Here is a 20,094-nt window from a genome sequence, read left to right on the forward strand (position 1 = left end):
GGTTATTGCCCCTGGATAGCGGTCAGCAGACCTTTGATCTGCGCGCCCATCAGCGTGATGCCAGCCTCGTAGCGCAGTGCATTGTCGGCAAACTGGTTGCGTTCCACATCCATGTCCACCGTATTGCCGTCCACGCTGCCTTGCTGGACGGTCCGATACATGAGCGCGGCGCCGCCGCTGCTCAGATGAAGATTGGTGCCGCCGAGGTGGGCTGCCGCGGTCTTCGCCATCGGCGCCGGCTGCACGGCCTGGCTTGCCTGACTGCCCTGACCGAGAGCCTGCTTCAATGCGCTGTTAAAATCGATATCCCGCGCCTTGTAGTTGGGCGTATCGGCATTCGCGATATTTGACGCCAGCATTTGCTGCCGTTGCGCGCGCAGGCTCAGCACCGTCTGGTGAAAGTGCAGCGCCTGGTCCAGTTTTCCGATCATCGCAACCTCCTGAATTTCAGCTCAATCCCTGCTCAAGAAACCGCATTCCGAGCCGATAATGGATTTGTGTAGCGTCGATCATACGGAGCGTTCTGTCGGCTTGATCGGATGATAAGCATCCGAAATCCGCCGCTATTTACCGCTTTGAATCCCGATCCGCCGGATAGGATGGGCACCATGTTCAATATGGCCCCCGTCATGAAAACATCCGTCAAACTGCCGCTGGTACTTCTTCCGGTCCTGATTGCCGCCGCCATGCCGGTACAGGCCGATCCGCAAGCGGCGTTGCGCCAGGATGCCGGCATGCTCAAGATCGCGGCCGAGCATTTCCTCAAGGTCCAGACGACCGGATTGCCCGGCAAGATCGACATCACGGTCACGCCCGCCGACAACCGCCTCAACCTCGCCGCCTGCGCCGCGCTGGAACCGTTCCTGCCGCCCGGCGGCCGGGTTTGGGGGAAAACCACCATCGGCATGCGTTGCAACGCGCCGTCGCCGTGGACTATTTATATGCAAGCCCACGTGCGCGTGACGGGCGATTACTTTGCGACAGCGGCGCCGCTCCGGCAGGGCCAAAGCATCGGACAGAATGATTTGATCAAGCAGCAGGGCGACCTTACCGCGCTGCCGCCCGGGATCATCACCGATCCCGCCCAGGCCGTCGGTCGAACGCTGACCGTGTCGCTCGGCGCAGGCACGCCGCTACGCCAGGATGCGTTGCGCGCCCAGCAGGCGGTGCAACAAGGGCAAGTTGTAAAAGTGATATCCGCCGGGCCGGGATTCAGTGTCTCGGCCGAGGCGCGTGCGCTGGGAAATGGCGCCGAAGGCCAGATAGTTCAGGCCAGAACCGCTTCCGGGCAGGTCATCAGCGGTGTGGCCAAAGCCGGCGGTGTGGTTGAAGTTACATATTGAAGCACTTGATTGGTGAACACCGCACATTCAGTGCTAAAGTTTCCGGTGATTGCGTCGTTATAGGTAGTGACAATTGGCGCAACGCCGTTAAACATTGAAGGAAAATGCCGTGAAAATTGACGATTCGATCAAGAAAACAGACCGAGCCGGCGTCGGCCCGACCCAGGCCAAACCGGGAAAAGCCGCGGCCAGGACGGAAAGCGCCGCCCCGCCGGCATCCGACAGCGTGCAGCTTTCCTCACAGGCACGCGCCCTCGCCGCCCAGAACTCCAGCACAGGCGTCATGGACGTCGCCAAGATCGAAGAAATCAAGGCAGCCATCGCCAACGGCACCTTCAAGGTCGACCCGGAAAATGTCGCCAACGGCTTGCTCGATACCGTCAACGACCTGCTCCGCTCACGCAAATAAGGCATCCCATGCAAGCACTCGGCACCAGTCCGGCGGATACTCTCCAGGAAGAACACCAGGCAGCGACCAGCCTGCTTCAGATCCTCGACGAGGAACAGGCTTGCCTGCTGAATGCCGAAACCGAATCGCTTGCCGGTCTCACCCAGAAGAAAGCCGCTCTCGTCGGCGAAATGACCGAACTGGCAAAGCGTCGTCACCAGTCGCTCGCCAGTGCCGGATTGGCGCCGAATGAATCAGGCATGCAAAACTGGATTGGCAGCCCGGCGTCCAGCCCCTCAGCCGGACGTATGTGGAAAGCCCTGCTTTCGCTTATCGAAACCGCCAGGGAAAAAAACCGCGTCAACGGCTTGCTGATCGGCAAATATCTGGCGCGTAATCAAAGCGCACTCAAAGTTCTTCAAGGCAGCCCCCAGGGTGGTGGATTCTACGGTCCGGACGGACAAGCCACCACGAGAAGCACCACGCGAAGCCTCGTCGTCGGCTAAGCTCGCCTCGTTCATCATCCCGGTCGCAAGCCGCGACCTGCCCCGCTACCGTTTCTGCTGTACGGTCAATGAATCCGCATGACATTTCTCATGCCGGCGTGAATTTGCATGCCGGCAAACGTGATTCGACTTGCCAATACGCCAACCAGAGCGCACTCTTGAAGACGGCATTCGCTTTCGAGCCTGCCTTTTCCTCGTACTATTCTGGAGCATGACATGACACACACATTGGCGGAACCGCAATTAACCAACGATGGCGTCGCCTTTACGGTTCGCGTCGACTCGATAAACCGCGATTGCTTCATCTCGAACGAAGCATTGGCTAAACTGTCCCGGCAAAGCGCTGGTGATGCGAGTCCGATCGATACCTTTCACGCGTTCGAAGCCACCATCAATGGCGTCGCCAGGCGCATGGTGGCGGCAAATGTACCCGGCGATCCCTTGAAGCTCGGCCCGAACAGCTTTCACTGATCCGTGGTCATTCGGCGATCACCGTACCGCAAGTTTCGGCTCCAATCTGCATTCAATGGACAACGGTTTGCGAACATGCGCTTGCAAGCCGTTTCCGTTTACCCCACGCAAGGCCACCCTATCGAAGCGTCTTGACGCGGGTATTGATTACGCCGAGGAAGGTAATCGTTCCCCCTGAACCGGCACGTAATGCGTTGCACGGCGACTGAGGCTTTATTCACTGCAGGGCCGAGCGCAACACAGTCCGATACGGCAGCACTTGAAGCCGTGATTCTTAAAGTCTGCTGCATGGTGCGGGGACGGCGCCACGCTGTCGACGATGGCTCACGCGTTCGCACCAGAACGGGATGCGTGCGCAGTAGTAAAGAAGCAGTTCTCCAGCGGAGTCGCAAAAGGTATGAACGAACAGGGCAAAATGACCACGCGAAAATTGTACGGCTTGCGTACCTTCAGAATCACGGAAAACGGGCTATGACAAAGGCTTGGCAAGCTTCCTGAACCGGAACCGGCCTCTGGATTCTGCCGACGGGTACATAAAAAAGCCCCCGGAAAAACCGGGGGCTGATGTGCTGCAGATTACATCATCACACAGATCAATCTATCAGTCCTTCCGAATGGGTTCGTCCGCTGCTTGAGATGTGACTTCCCCACTGTCCGGATGCATCACCGTTGTTTCTTCTACTTGTTATACGACTTTCCTTGCGACATCCGCCACAGTCCCCATTCCGTAAGTGCACCACCATAATAATCCGGATGAGACGTCATGAGACCGTAGAGATGATATGCAGCCCTGCGCGTTTCGACATCCTGCTTCGGATCTCTCCATATCTTAACGAGGTCATCAGCACTCAGAGAGCCCATTTGTTTCTCCTGCATGTACTCGTGCAGTCTGGCGGCACGCCCGGCTTGCCATCCCGGATTGGCAGCCCACTCCGGGCCCTTGATGTCTCGGTAATAGACGTGATCCTGCATACCCATGATGCATGATTTTATCTTGGTATCTTGATTCTCGTGCATTGGGGTATCGTTTGGGTTCTGGAAGAAATAGTACGCTGCCTCCCGAACTTCCTTGCTGTTCTGCGAGTTGTTTGCGATTCCCAGCCAGTCGTCACGAGTCAGATGCCGATGCGCATCCGATATCTTGCCATCCTTACCGTAGATTTCCCCCCTCAGGTGAGCACTGACAAGAGCATCTATTGACGCATTGAGGTTACCGTCATTGCGCTCAAGGACACTGACGCCTTCTATCGGAGCGAAACCTGGTCTGCTCTTTACCACCTTATCGTATTCATCCTTATGCTCGTGGAAGTATCTTGCCGCCTCACGGACTTCCGGCATGTGCTTCGGATCATTCATGATCCCCGCAAGCTCCTCGTGCTTGAGCGGCAGCATGATATCTGTATCGTTAAACAGTCTATCCGCCATGTTTTTCGTATTCTCATCATTCGCCGGCATTCCCGACGTTGTAGCCTTTAGCGCCTCTTCCTTGCTGATGCTGCCGTTCTTGGTCCCGTCCTGACCGTCTATGACATCGAATTCAGCTTTATTATCAATGAAGTAATGTGCCGCCTTCTTGGTTTCATCGGAGTATTTATCACCGGTATCGTCGGCAATCTTCTGCAGTTCAGCCTCTGTGAGAGGGAACGTAACAGCCGTGTCGTTGATCAGCTGGGTAATCTGCTTGTTGGTCTCTTCCGGGCTTGCGGGAGTAATCTCCCTTCCCGCGACAAATTTCTCTAGGTCTTGCCTGCTGATGTTCTGGTCGGCCTTGCCGTCGGTAGCGGAACCGCTTACTGTGTCAAAACTGTTCGGATTATCGACGAAGAATTTCGCGGCATTCCGGGTAGCCTCATTGTACTTGCTGGTATCCTTTGAAATCTTGTCGAGATCATCCAGCGACATCCCCTTATCGATCTGGTCTTTGAGGACCGGATCGTTCAGCAGCGTGCTGGCGTTGCTCTGCGCTAGTGCATCGGTGTTGTTCTGCTCCAGATACTTGGTCATATCCTCAGCAGTGATCGAGCCGTCATTGCTGCCCGTGCCCGCCTTGTCGACCGCGTGGAATTCTTCCCGATGATCGATAAAGTATTGGGCATGCTTTCGAATATCCGCAGTCTGTGTTTCGTCGGCGGCAATATCCTTCAGGTCGTCCATGTTAAAGGGTTTCTGCAGCCCGCTGTGGTTCTGCAGCGACGTCAGCGCAGTCCTGGTGTTTGCTGGAGTAGCAGGGTCGGTTACCGGCTTGTCGGTCGAGCCGAGGAACTTGCCCATTTCTTCCTTGCTCAGGTAGCCATTCGCGTTGAGGTCCGCCTGCTTGTATGCATGCGGATTATCGAGGAAGAACTGCGCGGCATCCCGTGTTTTCTTGTCGTAATCGTTATTGCCTACAATTTTCCTCAATTCTTCTTCCGACATTAAATCGCTAGTGACCTCAGGGTCGTTGGTCAACGTACTCGATGCCCTGTAAACATTATTGTCGACGGTTGGATCATTGACGAAATAGCCCCGAATTTCGCTCTTGGTAATGTAGCCGTCAGGGGTATTGCCGGTACCACGGTCCAGCTTGGAGAATTCGCCTGGATTGTCCACCAGATATTGCGCCGACTTACGTGTATCTTCCGAATAGCTGGCGTCATTCGCGATTTCCTGCAAGTCTTCTTTCGACAGTGTTCCAAGCTCCACCTTGGGGTCCTCCAACAGCTGCTTGCCGGCCTTTTGCGTGTTTGCGTCGTTGGGATCGCCGAGGATGGTAAGGCTGTGCGTACGCTCGGTACGGGATGGGGCCGTGCCTCCAGTAGGCGAACCGGAGCTTTGGCTAGAGCCATATACCTTGTCGATCTGGTTCGGATTATTGACAAAGTACTGCGCCGACATCCGAACATCTTCGTTCAGGTTCGGATCCTGAGCCATTTTCTTGAACTCCTCAAGCGTTCTCGGCCGATCGGCAACACCGTTGGCAGGGTCATTCAACGTCCCGCTGTAGTGCTTGTCGTGATCGTCGGAGACCGCAAACATATCCGTCCCTTTGGAGAAAGCCTTAAGCTGCCCCCTGGAGATGATGCCGTCACTTTGGTCGCCAACCCATGCCCCGGATTTATCTATCTTGTCAAATTCCGATTTGTTTTCTTTCAGATGTTTGGCGGCGTCCCTGGTCTCCTGGCTCAGGCTTGTGTCGTTGATGACCTTATCCAGTTCTTCGTACGAAAGACCATAACCATCCTTCGCATAGTCACGGGCCCAGAGTTGCTGGTCGCCATAGAGCACATTTGAGGAATGGAAGGTCTTGTCACCCAGCGCAGTACGTGGCGGCTGTGTAGGCGTGCCCGGCTGTGTAGGCGTGCCCGGCTGTGTAGGCGCGCCCGGCTGTGTTGGCGCGCCCGGCTGTGTTGGCGCGCCCGGCTGTGTAGTTGGGAAAGGTGACGGCCAACCGCCGCCGTTCATAAAAGTTTGTAAGTTTGCAACAAACTCTTTTGCTTTATCCGGCCCCATCATCATTCCGAGAATCTGTCCAAAAAAGCTGGAAGTCTGATCAAAGCCCTGTCCAAGCGTGTTCGGGTCGCCTGATTGCGAAGGACTTGGCTGCCCAGTGTTCGAGGGGGAAAGCGTGGCAGGGGCGTAGGGAGGGAAATAAGGCGTATTTTGGGCGGGGGGATTATTTAACGGCGCTACCATTTTATCCTCGACTAATAAGAAATGATCGGATATGACACTGCTTTTCCTTGGATCCAAGGCGCTGTTCTATTGTGTGGTTGTCTCTCGCGTATCAGTTCCAGCCACGGACTTGCATCTCCTCTGATACTTTTAAAACCAGCGCAACTGCCTGCCCCCGGCAATTGAGTGATCTTTATTGGGCTTAGCCAAAAAGCGAAAAAGGGGAAGATTTAGCGATGCGAACAAAAAACGGAGAGCATGTGGGTATGGTTCCGGCCCTGACTGAACGCCCAACTTAACCTGATTGCCACCAATATTTATCGGCAGGTCCGATCAAGCCTACGCTGACGCATTTTGCCGATCGCGCAGACGATATGAGTCAGGACGCGATCAACCACTTTTTGCATGATGGGAAGATGAAGCTGCATCTGGTGCGGGACGAGGTTCGCGACCCGATTTTGGCGACGCCCACGGATTGCGTGATTCCATCTGCAGCACAGGACGCAGTTAGGTCCCGGAACGTACGGGGGTGTGTATAAGAGGGCACTACTTCGATAAAGGTTGTCGAGGAATACCAGGAATAATCGGCGCTCGACCGGCAATCAAGTCCGTCGGGGGCACTACCCGTATAGTTCGGGCGGCATACGCTTCGATTGTCGCAAGCACAAGCTCGCCGAACAATTCGACTGCGTTGCGCTCCCAGTGTGTCGAACTACATCACCGGCAACTCGGTCACTTCTTCCGGAAGACCCGACAGAATCATGACCGACACACGCCGGTTGCGCAGCCTGCCGTCAGCGGTGTCGTTCGATCCCATCGGCCGGGTAGGTCCATACCCGACTGCCGTCAGGCGTTTCTCCGCCACGCCGCTGTCGATGAACAACCGCACGACGCTGCTGGCCCGCACCGCCGACAGTTCCCAGTTCGACGGAAACTGCGCATTGCTGATGGGCTGGCTGTCGGTATGTCCTTCGACCTGGATCGCATGGTCATCGGTCTTGAGTACCGCCGCGACGGCGCGCAGTGCGCCGACGGTCTCGTTCGCAAGACGTGCATCCCCGGGAGCGAACAGGACGCTGGCATTGATTTCGACATTTACGCCGCGGCTGGTCTGGGTCACCCTCACCTTGCCCTGGTCCACCAGCGGCGAGAGCACGGTAAGGATGTCGCGGGCGATGGCGGTCATTTGCTCTTTCTCCTGGCGCAAGGAGTCGGCGCTGCGCGTCTTCTGCTGCGATCCGTGCCGCAATCCGGGAACGACCTGGGCCTCGCCGGTAATTACCGGTGCGGGCTGCGCGCGGCCGAAGGCGCTGACGAGGGAGCCGGACAGGATCTTGTACTTCCCTTCGTTCACGCTCGACAGCGCATACATCACGACGAAAAAGGCGAACAGCAGCGTGATGAAGTCGGCATAGGAGACCATCCAGCGCTCATGACTGTCCGGCTCTTCCTCGAAACGCTTGCGTGCCCTGCGGCGCCGGTCGGGAATCATCGCTGGCCTTTATCGGTACGCGGACATCCGCTCTTCGATGACGCGCGCGTTTTCGCCGGTGGCGATGGCGAAGCAGATATCCACCATCATCTCGCGCCGGCGCACTTCCTCGACGATGTGGGACTTGAGCTTGTTGGCGATAGGCAGAAAGACGAGATTGGCGAAGCCGACGCCGTATATGGTGGCGACGAAGGCAACCGCGATGCCGGCGCCGAGCTTGGACGGATCGGAGAGGTTTTCCATGACGTGGATGAGGCCGAGCACCGCCCCAAGGATGCCGATGGTCGGCGCATAGCCGCCGGCGGCTTCCCAGACCTTCACCGCCTGCCGCTCCCTTCGTTCGTAGCTGGAAATGTCGACGTCCAGGATCTCCCGCGCCTTGTAGGGATCGATGCCGTCCACGATCAGGCGCAGCCCTTTCGCGGTGAATGGATCGCGCACGTTTTCGAGATAGCGTTCCAGGCCGAGCAGGCCCTCCCGCCGCGCGGTGTTGCTCCAGGTGGCGATCTCAACGGTGGATACGGTGCTGGCGCCATCCGGCGGCGTGACGATCCAGCGCAGCATCATCATGCCGCGCATGAACGTCGCCATGCCGCTTTGCAGCAGCACGGCCCCGGCGGTGCCGATCATGACGACCGAAAACGCGGCCGGCTGCAGCAGCGACGAGATGTCGCCGCCCTCAAGCATCTGGCCGAACAGCACGCCGGCCAGTGCGAGCGCGATGCCGGCTAGACTAGCCCAGTCCATGCCTGCTCCCGCAACTTGGCGCGCAGCCGCGCGATCGCCTGGCTGTGCAATTGACAGACCCGCGATTCGGACACGCCCATGACGGCCCCGATTTCCTTGAGGTTCATTTCCTGTTCATAGTACAGGCCCATCAGGATCTTTTCGCGGTCCGGCAGCGCGGTGATTGCATCAATCACCGCTTCGCGGAACCCGCCATTCACCAGGGCCTGCAGCGGATCGGGGGATTCGTCGACACAGTAGCGGTCGAGGAAATGGTCGTTGCCCTCCCCGTCGTGAAAATCCTCGTAGTACACCAGCTGGTGGCCGCTGCCGTCGGACAGCAGCTCCTGGTACTCCGCCAGCGATACCTTCAGCTCCTTGGCGATCTCGGTTTCCTTGGGCGTGCGCCCCAGCCGCTGTTGCAGGTTGTTGATGGCGACTTCGATCTTGCGCATGTTCTGCCGCAAGCTGCGCGGCAGCCAGTCGCTGCTGCGCAGTTCGTCGAGCATCGCGCCGCGAATGCGTTGCACGGCGTAGGTTTCGAATTGCGCGCCGTGGGTTTCTTCATAGCGGTTGACCGCATCCAGCAAGCCGATCATGCCGGCCTGGATGAGGTCGTCGACTTCGACACTGGGCGGCAGCTTGGCCTTCATCTGGTGCGCCAGTTTCTTGACCAGAGGCGCGTGCTGGGTCAGCAGCGCGTTCTTGTCCGTCTTGTCCGTTTTTCCGCTAACGGTATACATAATTCACATTCTCGGGTTGGCGCCATTCGCAGATATACCATGTAATCCCATGCCTGGCACATCGGAAAGGGCAAATCGTCCAGCCAGCGTGCGGAATGCAACCGACGCGCCGGCAAGCGGAAACGCATCGATGACCGCGCGTCCGAGCCGCGCCGCACGCTTGACATGGTCGTCCGGCGGCACCGATCCCATCGAGTGCAGCTTTACAGCGAGGTAACGGTTCGCTACCTGCGCCAAATTGTCGAACACGACTTTCGCTTCGGCGTCGGACGTACCTGTCACGAGCACCCCGCACGGACGCCGGCCGAAGCGGGCATTGATGCGTTTGATGATGGCGTAGGCTTCCTTGATCGATGCGGCGCCTGCGGATACCTGGACCACGATTTCGCCGTCGGCCAGCGCGTCGATCGGCAGTCCGCCGTCGTCGTCAAGCTCGGCATCCGCCAGAAGGATGTCTCCTCCGGCCGTCAGGAGCTTGAATGCATTGGAAAGCCGGCGCGCCTGATCGGCGTCGCCGGGAACGACACGCTGCGCGCCGCGCGCCAGCACCGCCACGCCGAAGCCTTGCGGCATGGCCTGCACAGCTTCATCGAGTGCCCGTTCCTGCTGGGCGACCTGCAGCAAGGTTGCGCTGCGCACCGCGTCGAGCTTCGCGGCGACGCCCCGGGATCCGGCGCTGGCATCGAACAGCAGGACGTTGCTGCCTGCCTGCGCCAGCGACGCGCCGAGATTTACCAGCATCGCGCTCTTTTCGTCGGCGGACGCCGCCGACAGGAAGGTGAAGACACGCGGCCTGGGGCCGGCCAGCATGCGACGCAGTCCTTCTGCCTGATCCGTATGAAAGTTAGCCAATTCGCACCTCGCGAAGTTCTTTGTCATTCATCGAGCGGGCCGTATTGGCCATCACCAGCGGCAGTTCCGATTCCTGGAACAGGAACGGCGCCGTCTCGCGCTTGAGCTTGAAGGCGCGGTCCACAAGGTAATGCTGGTTCGCGACGTGCAGGTCCTCTGGCACCCGCTGGCCGTTGGCGACATAATAAAGACTCAGTTTCTGGCGGATCGCCACGTCGAGCAGGCTGCCGATGGTGGCGGCCTCGTCCAGCTTGGTCATGATGCAGCCGGCCAAACCGGAACCCTGGTAGGAGCGCACCACTTCATTGAGCGTCTCGCCGGAGGACGTGGCCGACAGGCATAGCAGCCGCTTCACCTTCGTGCCGGCGCCCGACAACATCGCGATCTGTTCGGCCACCATCTTGTCGCGTTGCCCCATGCCGACCGTATCGATCAGCACGGTATGCTTGTTTTTCATTTCATCGAGCGCAATGCGCAGATCGGTTTCGTCCTTCACCGAATGCACCATCACGCCGAGGATCTTGCCGTAGATGCGCAGCTGTTCATAACCGCCGATACGATATCCATCGGTGGTGATCAGGGCCAGCTTGCCGGCGCCGTGGCGCATCACGCAACGGGCTGCCAGCTTGGCGGTGGTGGTTGTCTTGCCGACGCCGGTCGGTCCGACCAGCGCAAACACCCCGCCCTTGCCCATGATCTCCGCTTCGTTGTCCACCACCGCCAGGTTGCGGGTGAGGACGGACTTGATCCAGTTCATCGCGCCCTCCGGCTTCTCACCGGCCGGCAGTTTTTCAACCAGGTAACGTGCCAGGCTGGCGCTGAAGCCGGCGGCAAGCATCTCGCGCATGACCAGGCCCTTGGCCGGCTCGCGCTTCTGCTGGCTGCCCCAGGCGATCTCGGTCAGCTGGGATTCCAGCATGCCACGCATGGACCGGATTTCGCTCATCACCTGCGCCAGTTCCGCCGATGCGGTCGCCGGCGCGGTTTCCTGGGCCTGCGGCGGGGTGCGCGCGGCCGCCAGCGCTTCCGCAAGACCGGCCGCCTGATCGCTCTCAGGACGCGGCTTCGGCGCCAGGGACGCCAGCGTCGACTTGGACAGCGTTTGCTTTTCCACCGCCGGCTCCGCGAGCGAAGACATGTCTTCGCTTGCCAGCGCCAGAATCTCGACCATCCCGTTGATCGTGCGGTTCGACAGGATCACCGCGTCGGGGCCTAGAGCTTCGCGCACCTGACGCCATGCGTCGCGCGATGTGCTTGCCGAGAATTTCTTTACGTTCATGCTTGCCCTCCAACCAGGCTTGTCACTCTAATAGTTTTCGAATCGGGTAGTTCCGCGTGCGACAGCACTTTCAGCTGCGGAAGCGCACGGCGCAGGAAGCGGGACAGCAGCGCACGCAACGGACCCGGCACCAGCAGTACCGGTGTCAGCCCCATCTGCTCCTGCTGGCGCGTCGCCTGCTCCGCCTGCATTGCAATCGTGTCGGCAAGGCCAGGCTCGATGCCTGCGCCATCCGGTCCACCGGACTGCATCGCCTGCATCAGGAGCCGCTCGAGCCGGTTGTCCAGCGTGATGACGGACAGTTCGTTCATGCCGGGGAACAGCTGCTGGACAATGGCGCGTCCAAGGGCAATACGCACCAGCGCCGTCAATTCGTTCGCGTCCTGCTGATGCGGCGCGTGCTCGGCCAGTGTTTCGATGATGGTGCGCATATCGCGGATATGCACGCCTTCGCTGAGCAGGTTCTGCAGCACTTTCTGCAGTGTTGCCAGCGGCAGCATCTTCGGCACAAGGTCCTCCACCAGTTTCGGCGACTCCTTCGTCAGATGGTCGAGCAACTGCTGCACTTCCTGGCGGCCAAGAAGTTCCGCCGCGTGCATGGTAATCAGGTGATTCAGGTGCGTCGCCACGACGGTGCCGGCATCGACTACGGTGTATCCCATTGCCTGCGCCTGGTCGCGCGTCCCTGCGTCGATCCAGACCGCCGGCAGGCCGAAGGCCGGGTCGCTGGTGACCGGGCCGGGCAGCGCACCGGTGACCATGCCCGGATTGATCGCCAGGAACTGGCCGGGGTAAGCTTCGCCGGTCCCGACTTCCACGCCCTTGAGCGCGATCCGGTAGGCGGACGGCTTGAGTTCGAGGTTGTCGCGGATATGCACCGGCGGCGACAGGAAACCGACTTCCTGCGCGAATTTCTTGCGTATGCCCTTGATCCGGCGCAGCAGCTCGCCGCTCTGGCCCTTGTCCACCAGCGGGATCAAGCGGTAACCGACTTCCAGTCCGAGAATATCGACCGGCATGATGTCCTGCCAGCTCGCCTCTTCCATCTCCGGCGTGGCGGCAACAACCTCCGGCTCCGGCGGCGGTGCTTCCGCCGCCTTCTTTGCACGCTCCGACAGCAGATAGGCGCCGCCCGCCATGACGCCGGCCAGGAACAGGAATGCCACATGCGGCATCCCGGGGATCATGCCCATGCCGCCGATGATCGCCGCGGTGATGTACAGCACCTGCGGCTTGGCGAACAACTGGCCGACCAGCTGGCTGCCGATATCCTGCTCGCTGGCGACGCGCGACACCACCACGCCGGCAGCGGTGGAAATGATCAGCGACGGAATCTGTGCAACCAGGCCGTCGCCGATCGCCAGCAGGGTGTAGTTCTTCAGCGCCGCATCAAACGCCATTTCATGCTGGACCATGCCGACGATCAGTCCGCCAATGACGTTGATGACGGTGACGATGATGCCGGCGATCGCATCGCCTCGCACATATTTGCTGGCACCGTCCATCGCACCATAAAACTCCGCTTCCTGGCCGACTTCGGTACGGCGGCGACGGGCTTCCTGCTCGCCGATCAGGCCGGCATTCAGATCGGCGTCGATGGCCATCTGCTTGCCGGGCATCGCATCCAGCGCGAATCGGGCGCCCACTTCGGCGATGCGGCCTGCGCCCTTGGTCACGACGGTGAAGTTGATGATCGTCAGAATCACGAAGACTACGATACCGACGGTGTAGTTGCCGCCGATGAGGAAGTGGCCGAATGCTTCGATCACCTTGCCGGCCGCATCGGGGCCGTTATGACCGTCGGTCAGCACCACGCGGGTGGAGGCGACGTTGAGCGACAGGCGCAGCATGGTGGACACCAGCAGCACGGTCGGGAACACCATGAAATCGAGCGGCTTCACCGTATAGAGCGCGGTCAGCAGCACGATCACCGACAGCGCGATATTGAAGCTGAAGAACATGTCGAGCACGAATGCCGGCAGAGGCAGCACCATCATCGCCAGCATCATGACGATCAGCAGCGGTGCGGCGAACGCCTTGCTCGCGCTGCCGGTAAGCCAGGCAGGAATTCTCAGGCTGTTCATTGCATCATCCCGTTATTGGCTGCCGGCGCGCCGGCCAGTAGTGGATCGAGCTGGGCCGGTACGTCGATCTTGCGCGGCACATCGGGACGCACGCCGCCGTTCTTGTTGTAGGCGCGCAATTGGAATACATAGGCCAGCACTTCAGCCACCGCCGTATACAAAGCCTCGGGGATTTCATCGCCCAGTTCGGTATGGCGATAAAGCGCGCGGGCCAGCGGCGGCGCTTCCAGCAACGGCACCTTGTGCTCGGCGGCCAGCTCACGGATTTTCGCTGCGACTTCGTCGGCGCCTTTGGCAACGACCTTCGGTGCGCCCGTTGCGCCGTCGGCATACTTGAGCGCCACCGCGTAGTGAGTCGGGTTGGTGACCACCACGTCGGCGGTCGGCACGTCGGCCATCATCCGGCGCCGCGCCATCTCGCGCTGCATGGAACGGATTTTCGCCTTGACCTGCGGATCGCCGTCCGATTCCTTCGCTTCCTGGCGCAATTCCTCGCGCGTCATCATGAGCTTCTTGGCATAACTCCACATCTGGTACGGCGCGTCAATCATCGCCACCACAACCAGTCCGCCGACGATGGTAATGAAGCCGCCCATCAGCAGCCTGCCGAGATGGGCGCCGCCGGATTCGAGCGGTTCGACCGCGAGCGTCAGCATGGTATCGATCTGGCTCGACACGACCAACCAGGAAACCGTACCGACAAGGACCGCCTTGATGATCGCCTTCAGAAGTTCGACACCTGCCCGTGCGGACACAAGGTTTCCGAGACCGTTGATCGGATTCAGGCGTTCGAATTTCGGCATCAGGGCCTTGCCGGAAAACAGCCAGCCGCCGATCAGCAGAGGCGATGCGGCGGCAACTACCATCAGCAGCACCGCGAGAGGCGCGAAGGCGACAAGAAGATCAACGACATGAACGCTGAGGCCGGCGACAAGCAGATTGAAGTCGAAAGCCTGCTCACGGTTGAGTGTCAGTCCGGACGCCAGCATCCGGTTGAGCTGGCGCACCATGCTTTCACCGGTGAACCAAAGGCCGCAACCGGCGGCCAGCAGCACGGTGCAGGTGGCGAGTTCGCGCGAACGCGGTACATCGCCCTCCTCCCGGGCCTGCTCCAGCCGTCTAGGCGACGCTGGTTCGGTTTTTTCAAGTTCGCTGTCTCCGGCCATTGCCGACTCCCATGGCAATCCCCACGATATGGGGACCGATTAGAGACGATTATTGACGGAATGCAACAAATACGATCGGGGGAACAGGCATGGAAACCTGCCGCTTTTCAGATCGGCGGCAGGTTTTGGGGAGGGTTACAGCTTGAGACTTTGCGCCCAGGCCAAGGCGGACAGGTGCGCCTCATTGACCTGCTTGGGACTGATGCAGAGGGATGTCGCCATCGCCTCGACTTCGGGTGTATTGAGTTCGGAGGCTTCGGCCAGCGCGAGGAAGGGGCCGTAGATGCCTTCGCGGGTGAGCAAGGCTTCCGATACCGCGTCGGACAGCTGCACTTTTTCGAGTACATCTTCCATCGGCACGCCGAACAGCTTGTCGAGAAGCGAGAACATGCCCGCAACGAAGAGGTTTTCCGCCTCATTCTTCGGAAGGAACGTCTGCCCGAGCAGTTCGGAGAAGCGGCCGCGAATGACCGCCGTTTCCATCAGGACCGGCGAATAGCTGGAAGTGGACGCCGTCGCCAGCAGGAGCGCCAGCCAGCGGTAAAGCGGCGTATAACCGAGCATCGTGACCGCATGCTTGAGCGACTGGATTTCGCAGCCAAGGCCGAAACCGGCGGAATTGATGTAGCGCAGCAGCTTGTAGGACAATGCGGCGTCCCGCTTGAGCAGGCCTTCGAGCTGGCGGACATCGGCGTTCTGCCGCACCATGTCCATCAACTGCAGGATCATCGTCTGGGCCGGGTTGAGCTCCTTCATGCCGTTGCCCTGGCGCGGTGTCAGGTGCAGTTTGCCGACGAATGCATGGATGCCCAGCTTGGAACAGACATCGTATTGCTCCCAGCTGGAGACGCCGCGCGCCACCATCCGGGTAGAGGGGATGTCAAGGGAACGGTAGAGCTGCACATGGGCGACAAAATTGCCGACATTGAGCGGCGTTTCCACGTGCGTCATCTGCGTCAGGATCGAGCGGTCCACTCCCGCCAGCTTGGCACCGCGCAGCGATACGCCAAACCCTGCCGCACGCAGGGCCTTGATTGCGGAAAGCACGTCCGGATCGGCCAGATCGTCGCCGTGCACGGCGATTACCGTGCCCTTGGGAGGCAGGTTTGCATACGCACCCGCCTTCAGCGTGGCCGCCGATGCGGCGATGAACACCAGGTGGTTGCCCATCAGCGTGCCGCCATCGCCCGCACTCGCCAAATCCGAAACGAACGATGCCAGTTCCTGAGCGTCCGCATCGCTCGGGCGCACCAGGGCATCGGCATTCTTTTGCCAGCACAGTTCGTATCCGATCACCTCTTCCTGCAGATTCAGCAGGGGTTCGCGGACAATGAAATTCTCATCTTGCATAGGGTGTTCTTTGATTAAACAGGTGGATCGGCGATGAAATGCTGTGAACATTGCATTCCGGACGCCCCCTGCTCCATCCCGGATGACTGTCGCAGGGCCCGGCCGGCTTGCGTACTACTGGTTCAGGCGCCGACCTTTTCCAGTTTCTCGAAGATCTTCGACAGTTTCTCGTCGAGCGTGGCGGCGGTGAATGGCTTCACCACATAGCCGTTTGCGCCGGCCTGGGCCGCCGCGATGATGTTTTCCTTTTTCGCTTCCGCTGTCACCATCAGCACCGGCAGCTTGGACAGCGCGGCGTCGGCACGGATGTTCTGCAGCATCGTCAGTCCATCCATCACCGGCATGTTCCAGTCGGAGATGACGAAGTCGAATTGCTCGCTTCTGAGCTTGGACAGTGCCATCGAGCCGTCTTCGGCCTCGTCGACATTGGTATAGCCAAGCTCCTTGAGCAGGTTGCGCACGATGCGGCGCATCGTCGAGAAATCGTCTACTACCAGGAATTTTGTATTCGGACCAGCCATGAATGACTCCAATAATTCTTAAAACTGTTATCGGCCTTATCGACCGTTCAACACCAAAACTTGAGGGTCCTGCCGCAGGCTATTATGCACCTTGTCATCCCTCATCGTAGCCATAGGATGACGAAAACCAACGATTTTGTGTGCGCCTCAAAACGAACAGGCACCATCGTTTATCTTCTGATAACCGTTCAATCTCCGCAACCATTGCGGTCAACCGCATCAAACCCGCAGCGCACGGCTGCTGTTCGCCGCGAGGTATTCCAGCACCATGCGCGGCAGTGCCTGCAATGCGCCGACTTCGTGAGCCGCGCCGACGGCGATCGCTTCCCGCGGCATGCCGAACACCACGCAGCTCGCCTCGTCCTGCGCAAAATTATGCGCCCCGGCGTTGCGCATTCGCAGCATGCCTGCGGCACCGTCCTTGCCCATGCCGGTGAGGATCACGCCTACCGCGTTCTTGCCGGCGCATTCGGCGGCGGAGTCGAACAGCACGTCGACCGATGGCCGGTGGCGGTTCACCGGAGGCCCCTGGTCGAGTTTGGTGACATAGTTGGCACCGCTGCGCGCCAGCAGCAGGTGAGAATGCCCCGGCGCGATGAATGCGTGCCCCGGCAACACCCGCTCGCCGCCCGCCGCCTCGTTCACGGATATCTTGCAGAGACTATCCAGCCGTTTCGCAAACGAGCGGGTGAATCCTTCCGGCATATGCTGGGTGATCAGGATGCCCGGGCAATCCGACGGCATCTGCATCAGGAAGTCCTTGATCGCTTCGGTGCCGCCGGTCGATGCGCCGATGATGATCAGCTTTTCACTACTCATGAGCGGATTGCGGACCATCGGCAGCGCACCGCCTGACGTGGGAGTGCCAGCCGGCGCGATCGTGCGGGCGCGGATGCGCGCCTTTGCCGCGCCGCGCACCTTCTCGGCAATGGTGTCGGCATACTCCTGCATGCCGCTCTGGATCGATAGTTTCGGCTTGGTGACGAAGTCGACCGCGCCAAGCTCCAGTGCGCGCAGGGTGATCTCCGACCCGCGTTCCGTCAGTGATGAGACCATGACAACCGGCATCGGTCTCAGCCGCATCAGCTTTTCCAGAAAGTCCAGTCCGTCCATGCGGGGCATCTCGACATCCAGCGTCAGTACGTCGGGATTGGTCTGCTTGATCATTTCCCGCGCCACGATCGGATCGGGCGCGACGCCGACCACCTGCATGTCCGGCTGTCGGCTAATGATTTCTGTCATGACGCTGCGTATCAGCGCCGAGTCGTCGACGATCAGTACCTTGGTTTTCATGATGATGTGTGGATGTGACGATGCATTGAACGCTAACGATCAGAACAATTCGACCGCACCGGCGACCGGCGTCGACAGCAGGCGTTGCGCATAATCCTGCTCGCGATTGACAAGCGTATTGTTGTTGAGCTGCTTGAGCTTCTTGACCAGCACCTTGCCGCTGCGCGGAAAGAAGTACACCTTGCGCGGGTAAATGTCATTGAGGTCCTCGGCTATCGTTCGAATATTCTCGGCGCGCAGGTATTCGCGCACGAAGTTCGCGTTGCGCTCGCCGACGTTGATGGCGACGAATCCGCGCAGCACATTACCTCCGCCAAAGACTTTCGCCTCCAGGTTTTCCCGTCTTGCGCCGGCTTTCAGCAGATCGTTGATCAGTACCTCCATCGCATAAGTACCGTAGCGCATCGATGCCGAAACCGGACTATCCGCGTCCGAGCTGCCATCGGGAAGCATGAAGTGATTCATGCCACCAATGCCCGAGACCCGGTCCCGGATGCAAGCCGAGACGCAGGAGCCGAGCACGGTCACGATGAGCATGTCCTTGCATGTATAGTAGTACTCGCCTGGCAGTATTTTCGCCGCATCGCAATCAAACGTCCGATCGTAATAGACATTAGTCGCGAACTGTTCTTCAATTCCGTCTCTCATATCATGCTTCTCATGGCATTTCGGGTTGCCCCGGCCACGCCGGGTGTAGCAGAAGTGCTTCCGCGATGGGAAGACAGCTCATATACGGTCTTGCCCCTGAGCTTGAAGGCATCGGACACATAGAGAAAATTTTCCGAATGCCCGGCGAACAGCAATGCGTCGGGCTTCATCAGCGGCGCAAACCGGGACAGGATCTTCCCCTGTGTCGGCTTGTCAAAATAGATCATCACATTGCGGCAGAAGATCGCATCGAAGGGTCCGGTAACCGGCCATTTGTCGGCCAGCAGGTTGAGTTGCTGGAAGGTGATCAATTGCCGCAGCTCCTGCCTGACTCTGACCATCCCTTCCTGCCGACCTTTGCCGCGCAGGAAAAAGCGCTTCATCCGCTCGGGCGACAGCTTCTCCACCCGTTCCAGCGGATATACGCCATTGGCCGCCGTTGCCAAAACATTGGTATCGATGTCGGTGGCGACAATCTGGACCGGCGGCGTCAGGCTGCCAAAGGCCTCGCACAAGGTGATCGCGATGGAGTACGGTTCCTCGCCGGTGGAACTTGCAGAGCACCACACCGACATTGGTTCTCGTTTTCGCATGGCATGGTCGGCCAGCAGGGGAAAATGATGCGCCTCGCGGAAAAAAGAGGTCAGGTTGGTCGTCAGCGCGTTGGTGAAGGCCTCCCACTCGGCATGATCCGGACGACTTTCCAATTCATCCAGATATTGCTGGAAGGACTGGATGCCGGTTGCGCGCAGGCGTCTCGCCAGTCGGCTGTAGACCATTTCCTGCTTGCTCTCGGACAGTGCGATTCCGGCGTTCCGGTAGATCAGGGTCCGCACACGTTCGAAATCGCGCGAAGTGAATTCAAACTCCTTGCTGGAGTCCGGCCTGTTTAGTTTTGTTGCAGTCACCACGCTGCGTTTCTTTCATATAAACCAGCGGCGTAAAACGCCGCGCCGGCGGCGTCCGCAATCATCGTTTCGTCCCTTCTGTCGTCGCGCACGCGCAAGTCGGAAATTTCAAAAGAATGCACTGCCGCTGTGCTAACCATACCGCCGTACCTCTGTCGTCGATAAGTCGAACAAAGAGCCATTCCCGTATCTGTTAACACGTTCAAACAAAATGCCTTGACGCCAACCGACCCATCAAAACTCCTCCCAATCCCCGCCTGGAGACGGTACCGGTTGTGCGCGTGGCTGCATATCCGGCTGGACTTTCAATGCACGCGCCGGTGCAGCGGAGGTCGTGGCGGTCACGGCCTGGGCCGGTTTTGTCGGCAATGATGCCTTAGGATCGGGTGTGGCCATTCTTTTTGCCGCCGGCAAGTTCGAAAGTTTGAATACGGCCACTGCTTCCGCCAGCGCGCTGGCGTGGTTCTGCATGCTTTGTGCCGCCGCAGCAGCCTGCTCCACCAATGCCGCATTCTGCTGCGTCATCTCATCGATCTGGCTGATCGCCTGATTGATCTGTTCGATACCGCTGCTCTGTTCTTCGCTGGCGGCGGTGATTTCGCTCATGATGTCGGCAACATGCTTGACCGACGTGACGATCTCGTTCATGGTCGCGCCAGCCTCGTCCACCAGC

The 20,094-nt window shown here is 59.4% G+C and carries 19 protein-coding genes; 4 read left to right on the forward strand and 15 right to left on the reverse strand.

From position 1 onward, the window contains the following. Positions 1–2: 2 nt before the first annotated feature. On the reverse strand, positions 3–431 hold the full coding sequence (flgB, locus tag VGU61_RS04720) for a flagellar basal body rod protein FlgB (protein WP_326857945.1): 429 nt from the start codon (positions 429–431) through the stop codon (positions 3–5). A 198-nt stretch (positions 432–629) separates the two neighbouring features. Between flgB and flgA the strand changes: the two genes are divergently transcribed. The 4 genes from flgA (at position 630) to VGU61_RS04740 (ending at position 2,708) form a co-directional block, all read left to right on the forward strand. Continuing rightward, positions 630–1,343, forward strand: a complete 714-nt coding sequence (gene flgA / locus VGU61_RS04725) for a flagellar basal body P-ring formation chaperone FlgA (RefSeq protein ID WP_326857946.1) — start codon at positions 630–632, stop codon at positions 1,341–1,343. 109 nt (positions 1,344–1,452) lie between these two features. Then, a complete protein-coding gene (flgM, locus tag VGU61_RS04730; protein WP_326857947.1) occupies positions 1,453–1,752 on the forward strand; it encodes a flagellar biosynthesis anti-sigma factor FlgM in 300 nt (99 codons plus the stop codon). Between the two features lie 8 nt (positions 1,753–1,760). Continuing rightward, a complete protein-coding gene (locus VGU61_RS04735) occupies positions 1,761–2,237 on the forward strand; it encodes a flagellar protein FlgN (RefSeq protein WP_326857948.1) in 477 nt (158 codons plus the stop codon). A gap of 216 nt (positions 2,238–2,453) precedes the next feature. Then, a complete protein-coding gene (locus tag VGU61_RS04740) occupies positions 2,454–2,708 on the forward strand; it encodes a DUF1488 family protein (RefSeq protein ID WP_326857950.1) in 255 nt (84 codons plus the stop codon). Positions 2,709–3,386: 678 nt separating this feature from the next. On the opposite strand, the gene VGU61_RS04745 is transcribed toward VGU61_RS04740, so the two are convergent. The 14 genes from VGU61_RS04745 to VGU61_RS04810 all read right to left on the reverse strand — a co-directional run. After that, the gene (locus VGU61_RS04745) at positions 3,387–6,437 is read right to left on the reverse strand and encodes an HrpF/NolX family T3SS translocon protein (RefSeq protein WP_326857951.1); all 3,051 of its coding nucleotides are present in this window, start codon (positions 6,435–6,437) and stop codon (positions 3,387–3,389) included. A gap of 634 nt (positions 6,438–7,071) precedes the next feature. Continuing rightward, positions 7,072–7,851: a flagellar motor protein MotD gene (motD, locus tag VGU61_RS04750; RefSeq protein WP_326857952.1), complete on the reverse strand. Its 780-nt coding sequence runs from the start codon at positions 7,849–7,851 to the stop codon at positions 7,072–7,074. Positions 7,852–7,860: 9 nt separating this feature from the next. Then, positions 7,861–8,598, reverse strand: a complete 738-nt coding sequence (locus VGU61_RS04755) for a flagellar motor protein (protein ID WP_326857953.1) — start codon at positions 8,596–8,598, stop codon at positions 7,861–7,863. Then, positions 8,580–9,320 carry an RNA polymerase sigma factor FliA gene (locus tag VGU61_RS04760; RefSeq protein WP_326857954.1) on the reverse strand — a complete coding sequence of 247 codons (741 nt, stop codon included), beginning with the start codon at positions 9,318–9,320 and terminating at the stop codon, positions 8,580–8,582. Before VGU61_RS04760 ends, VGU61_RS04755 begins: the two co-directional genes overlap by 19 nt. Before the next feature lie 3 nt (positions 9,321–9,323). Next, positions 9,324–10,172 (reverse strand): antiactivator of flagellar biosynthesis FleN protein, encoded by an 849-nt coding sequence (locus VGU61_RS04765; RefSeq protein ID WP_326857955.1) that lies wholly within the window; start codon positions 10,170–10,172, stop codon positions 9,324–9,326. Then, positions 10,165–11,451 (reverse strand): flagellar biosynthesis protein FlhF, encoded by a 1,287-nt coding sequence (gene flhF / locus VGU61_RS04770; RefSeq protein ID WP_326857956.1) that lies wholly within the window; start codon positions 11,449–11,451, stop codon positions 10,165–10,167. The genes VGU61_RS04765 and flhF overlap by 8 nt, the downstream gene beginning before the upstream one ends. Beyond that, a complete protein-coding gene (gene flhA / locus VGU61_RS04775; RefSeq protein ID WP_326857957.1) occupies positions 11,448–13,535 on the reverse strand; it encodes a flagellar biosynthesis protein FlhA in 2,088 nt (695 codons plus the stop codon). The genes flhF and flhA overlap by 4 nt, the downstream gene beginning before the upstream one ends. After that, positions 13,532–14,701, reverse strand: coding sequence for a flagellar biosynthesis protein FlhB (gene flhB / locus VGU61_RS04780; protein WP_326857958.1), 1,170 nt, complete (start codon positions 14,699–14,701; stop codon positions 13,532–13,534). The genes flhA and flhB overlap by 4 nt, the downstream gene beginning before the upstream one ends. A gap of 135 nt (positions 14,702–14,836) precedes the next feature. After that, positions 14,837–16,051, reverse strand: coding sequence for an EAL and HDOD domain-containing protein (locus VGU61_RS04785; protein WP_326857959.1), 1,215 nt, complete (start codon positions 16,049–16,051; stop codon positions 14,837–14,839). 122 nt (positions 16,052–16,173) lie between these two features. Then, positions 16,174–16,572: a chemotaxis response regulator CheY gene (cheY, locus tag VGU61_RS04790; RefSeq protein ID WP_326508092.1), complete on the reverse strand. Its 399-nt coding sequence runs from the start codon at positions 16,570–16,572 to the stop codon at positions 16,174–16,176. Positions 16,573–16,791: 219 nt separating this feature from the next. Beyond that, positions 16,792–17,865 carry a chemotaxis response regulator protein-glutamate methylesterase gene (locus VGU61_RS04795; protein WP_326857960.1) on the reverse strand — a complete coding sequence of 358 codons (1,074 nt, stop codon included), beginning with the start codon at positions 17,863–17,865 and terminating at the stop codon, positions 16,792–16,794. A gap of 39 nt (positions 17,866–17,904) precedes the next feature. Further along, entirely contained in the window at positions 17,905–18,513 is a 609-nt protein-coding gene (cheD, locus tag VGU61_RS04800) for a chemoreceptor glutamine deamidase CheD (RefSeq protein WP_326857961.1), read from the reverse strand. Next, positions 18,510–19,421: a CheR family methyltransferase gene (locus VGU61_RS04805; RefSeq protein WP_326857962.1), complete on the reverse strand. Its 912-nt coding sequence runs from the start codon at positions 19,419–19,421 to the stop codon at positions 18,510–18,512. Before VGU61_RS04805 ends, cheD begins: the two co-directional genes overlap by 4 nt. 234 nt (positions 19,422–19,655) lie before the next feature. Further along, positions 19,656–20,094 (reverse strand): methyl-accepting chemotaxis protein (locus VGU61_RS04810; RefSeq protein WP_326857963.1); only part of this gene is annotated, 439 nt, incomplete at its 5' end.

Origin of the sequence: Noviherbaspirillum sp. (assembly GCF_035944575.1) — a bacterium.
In the GTDB taxonomy this organism is placed as follows: domain Bacteria; phylum Pseudomonadota; class Gammaproteobacteria; order Burkholderiales; family Burkholderiaceae_D; genus Noviherbaspirillum.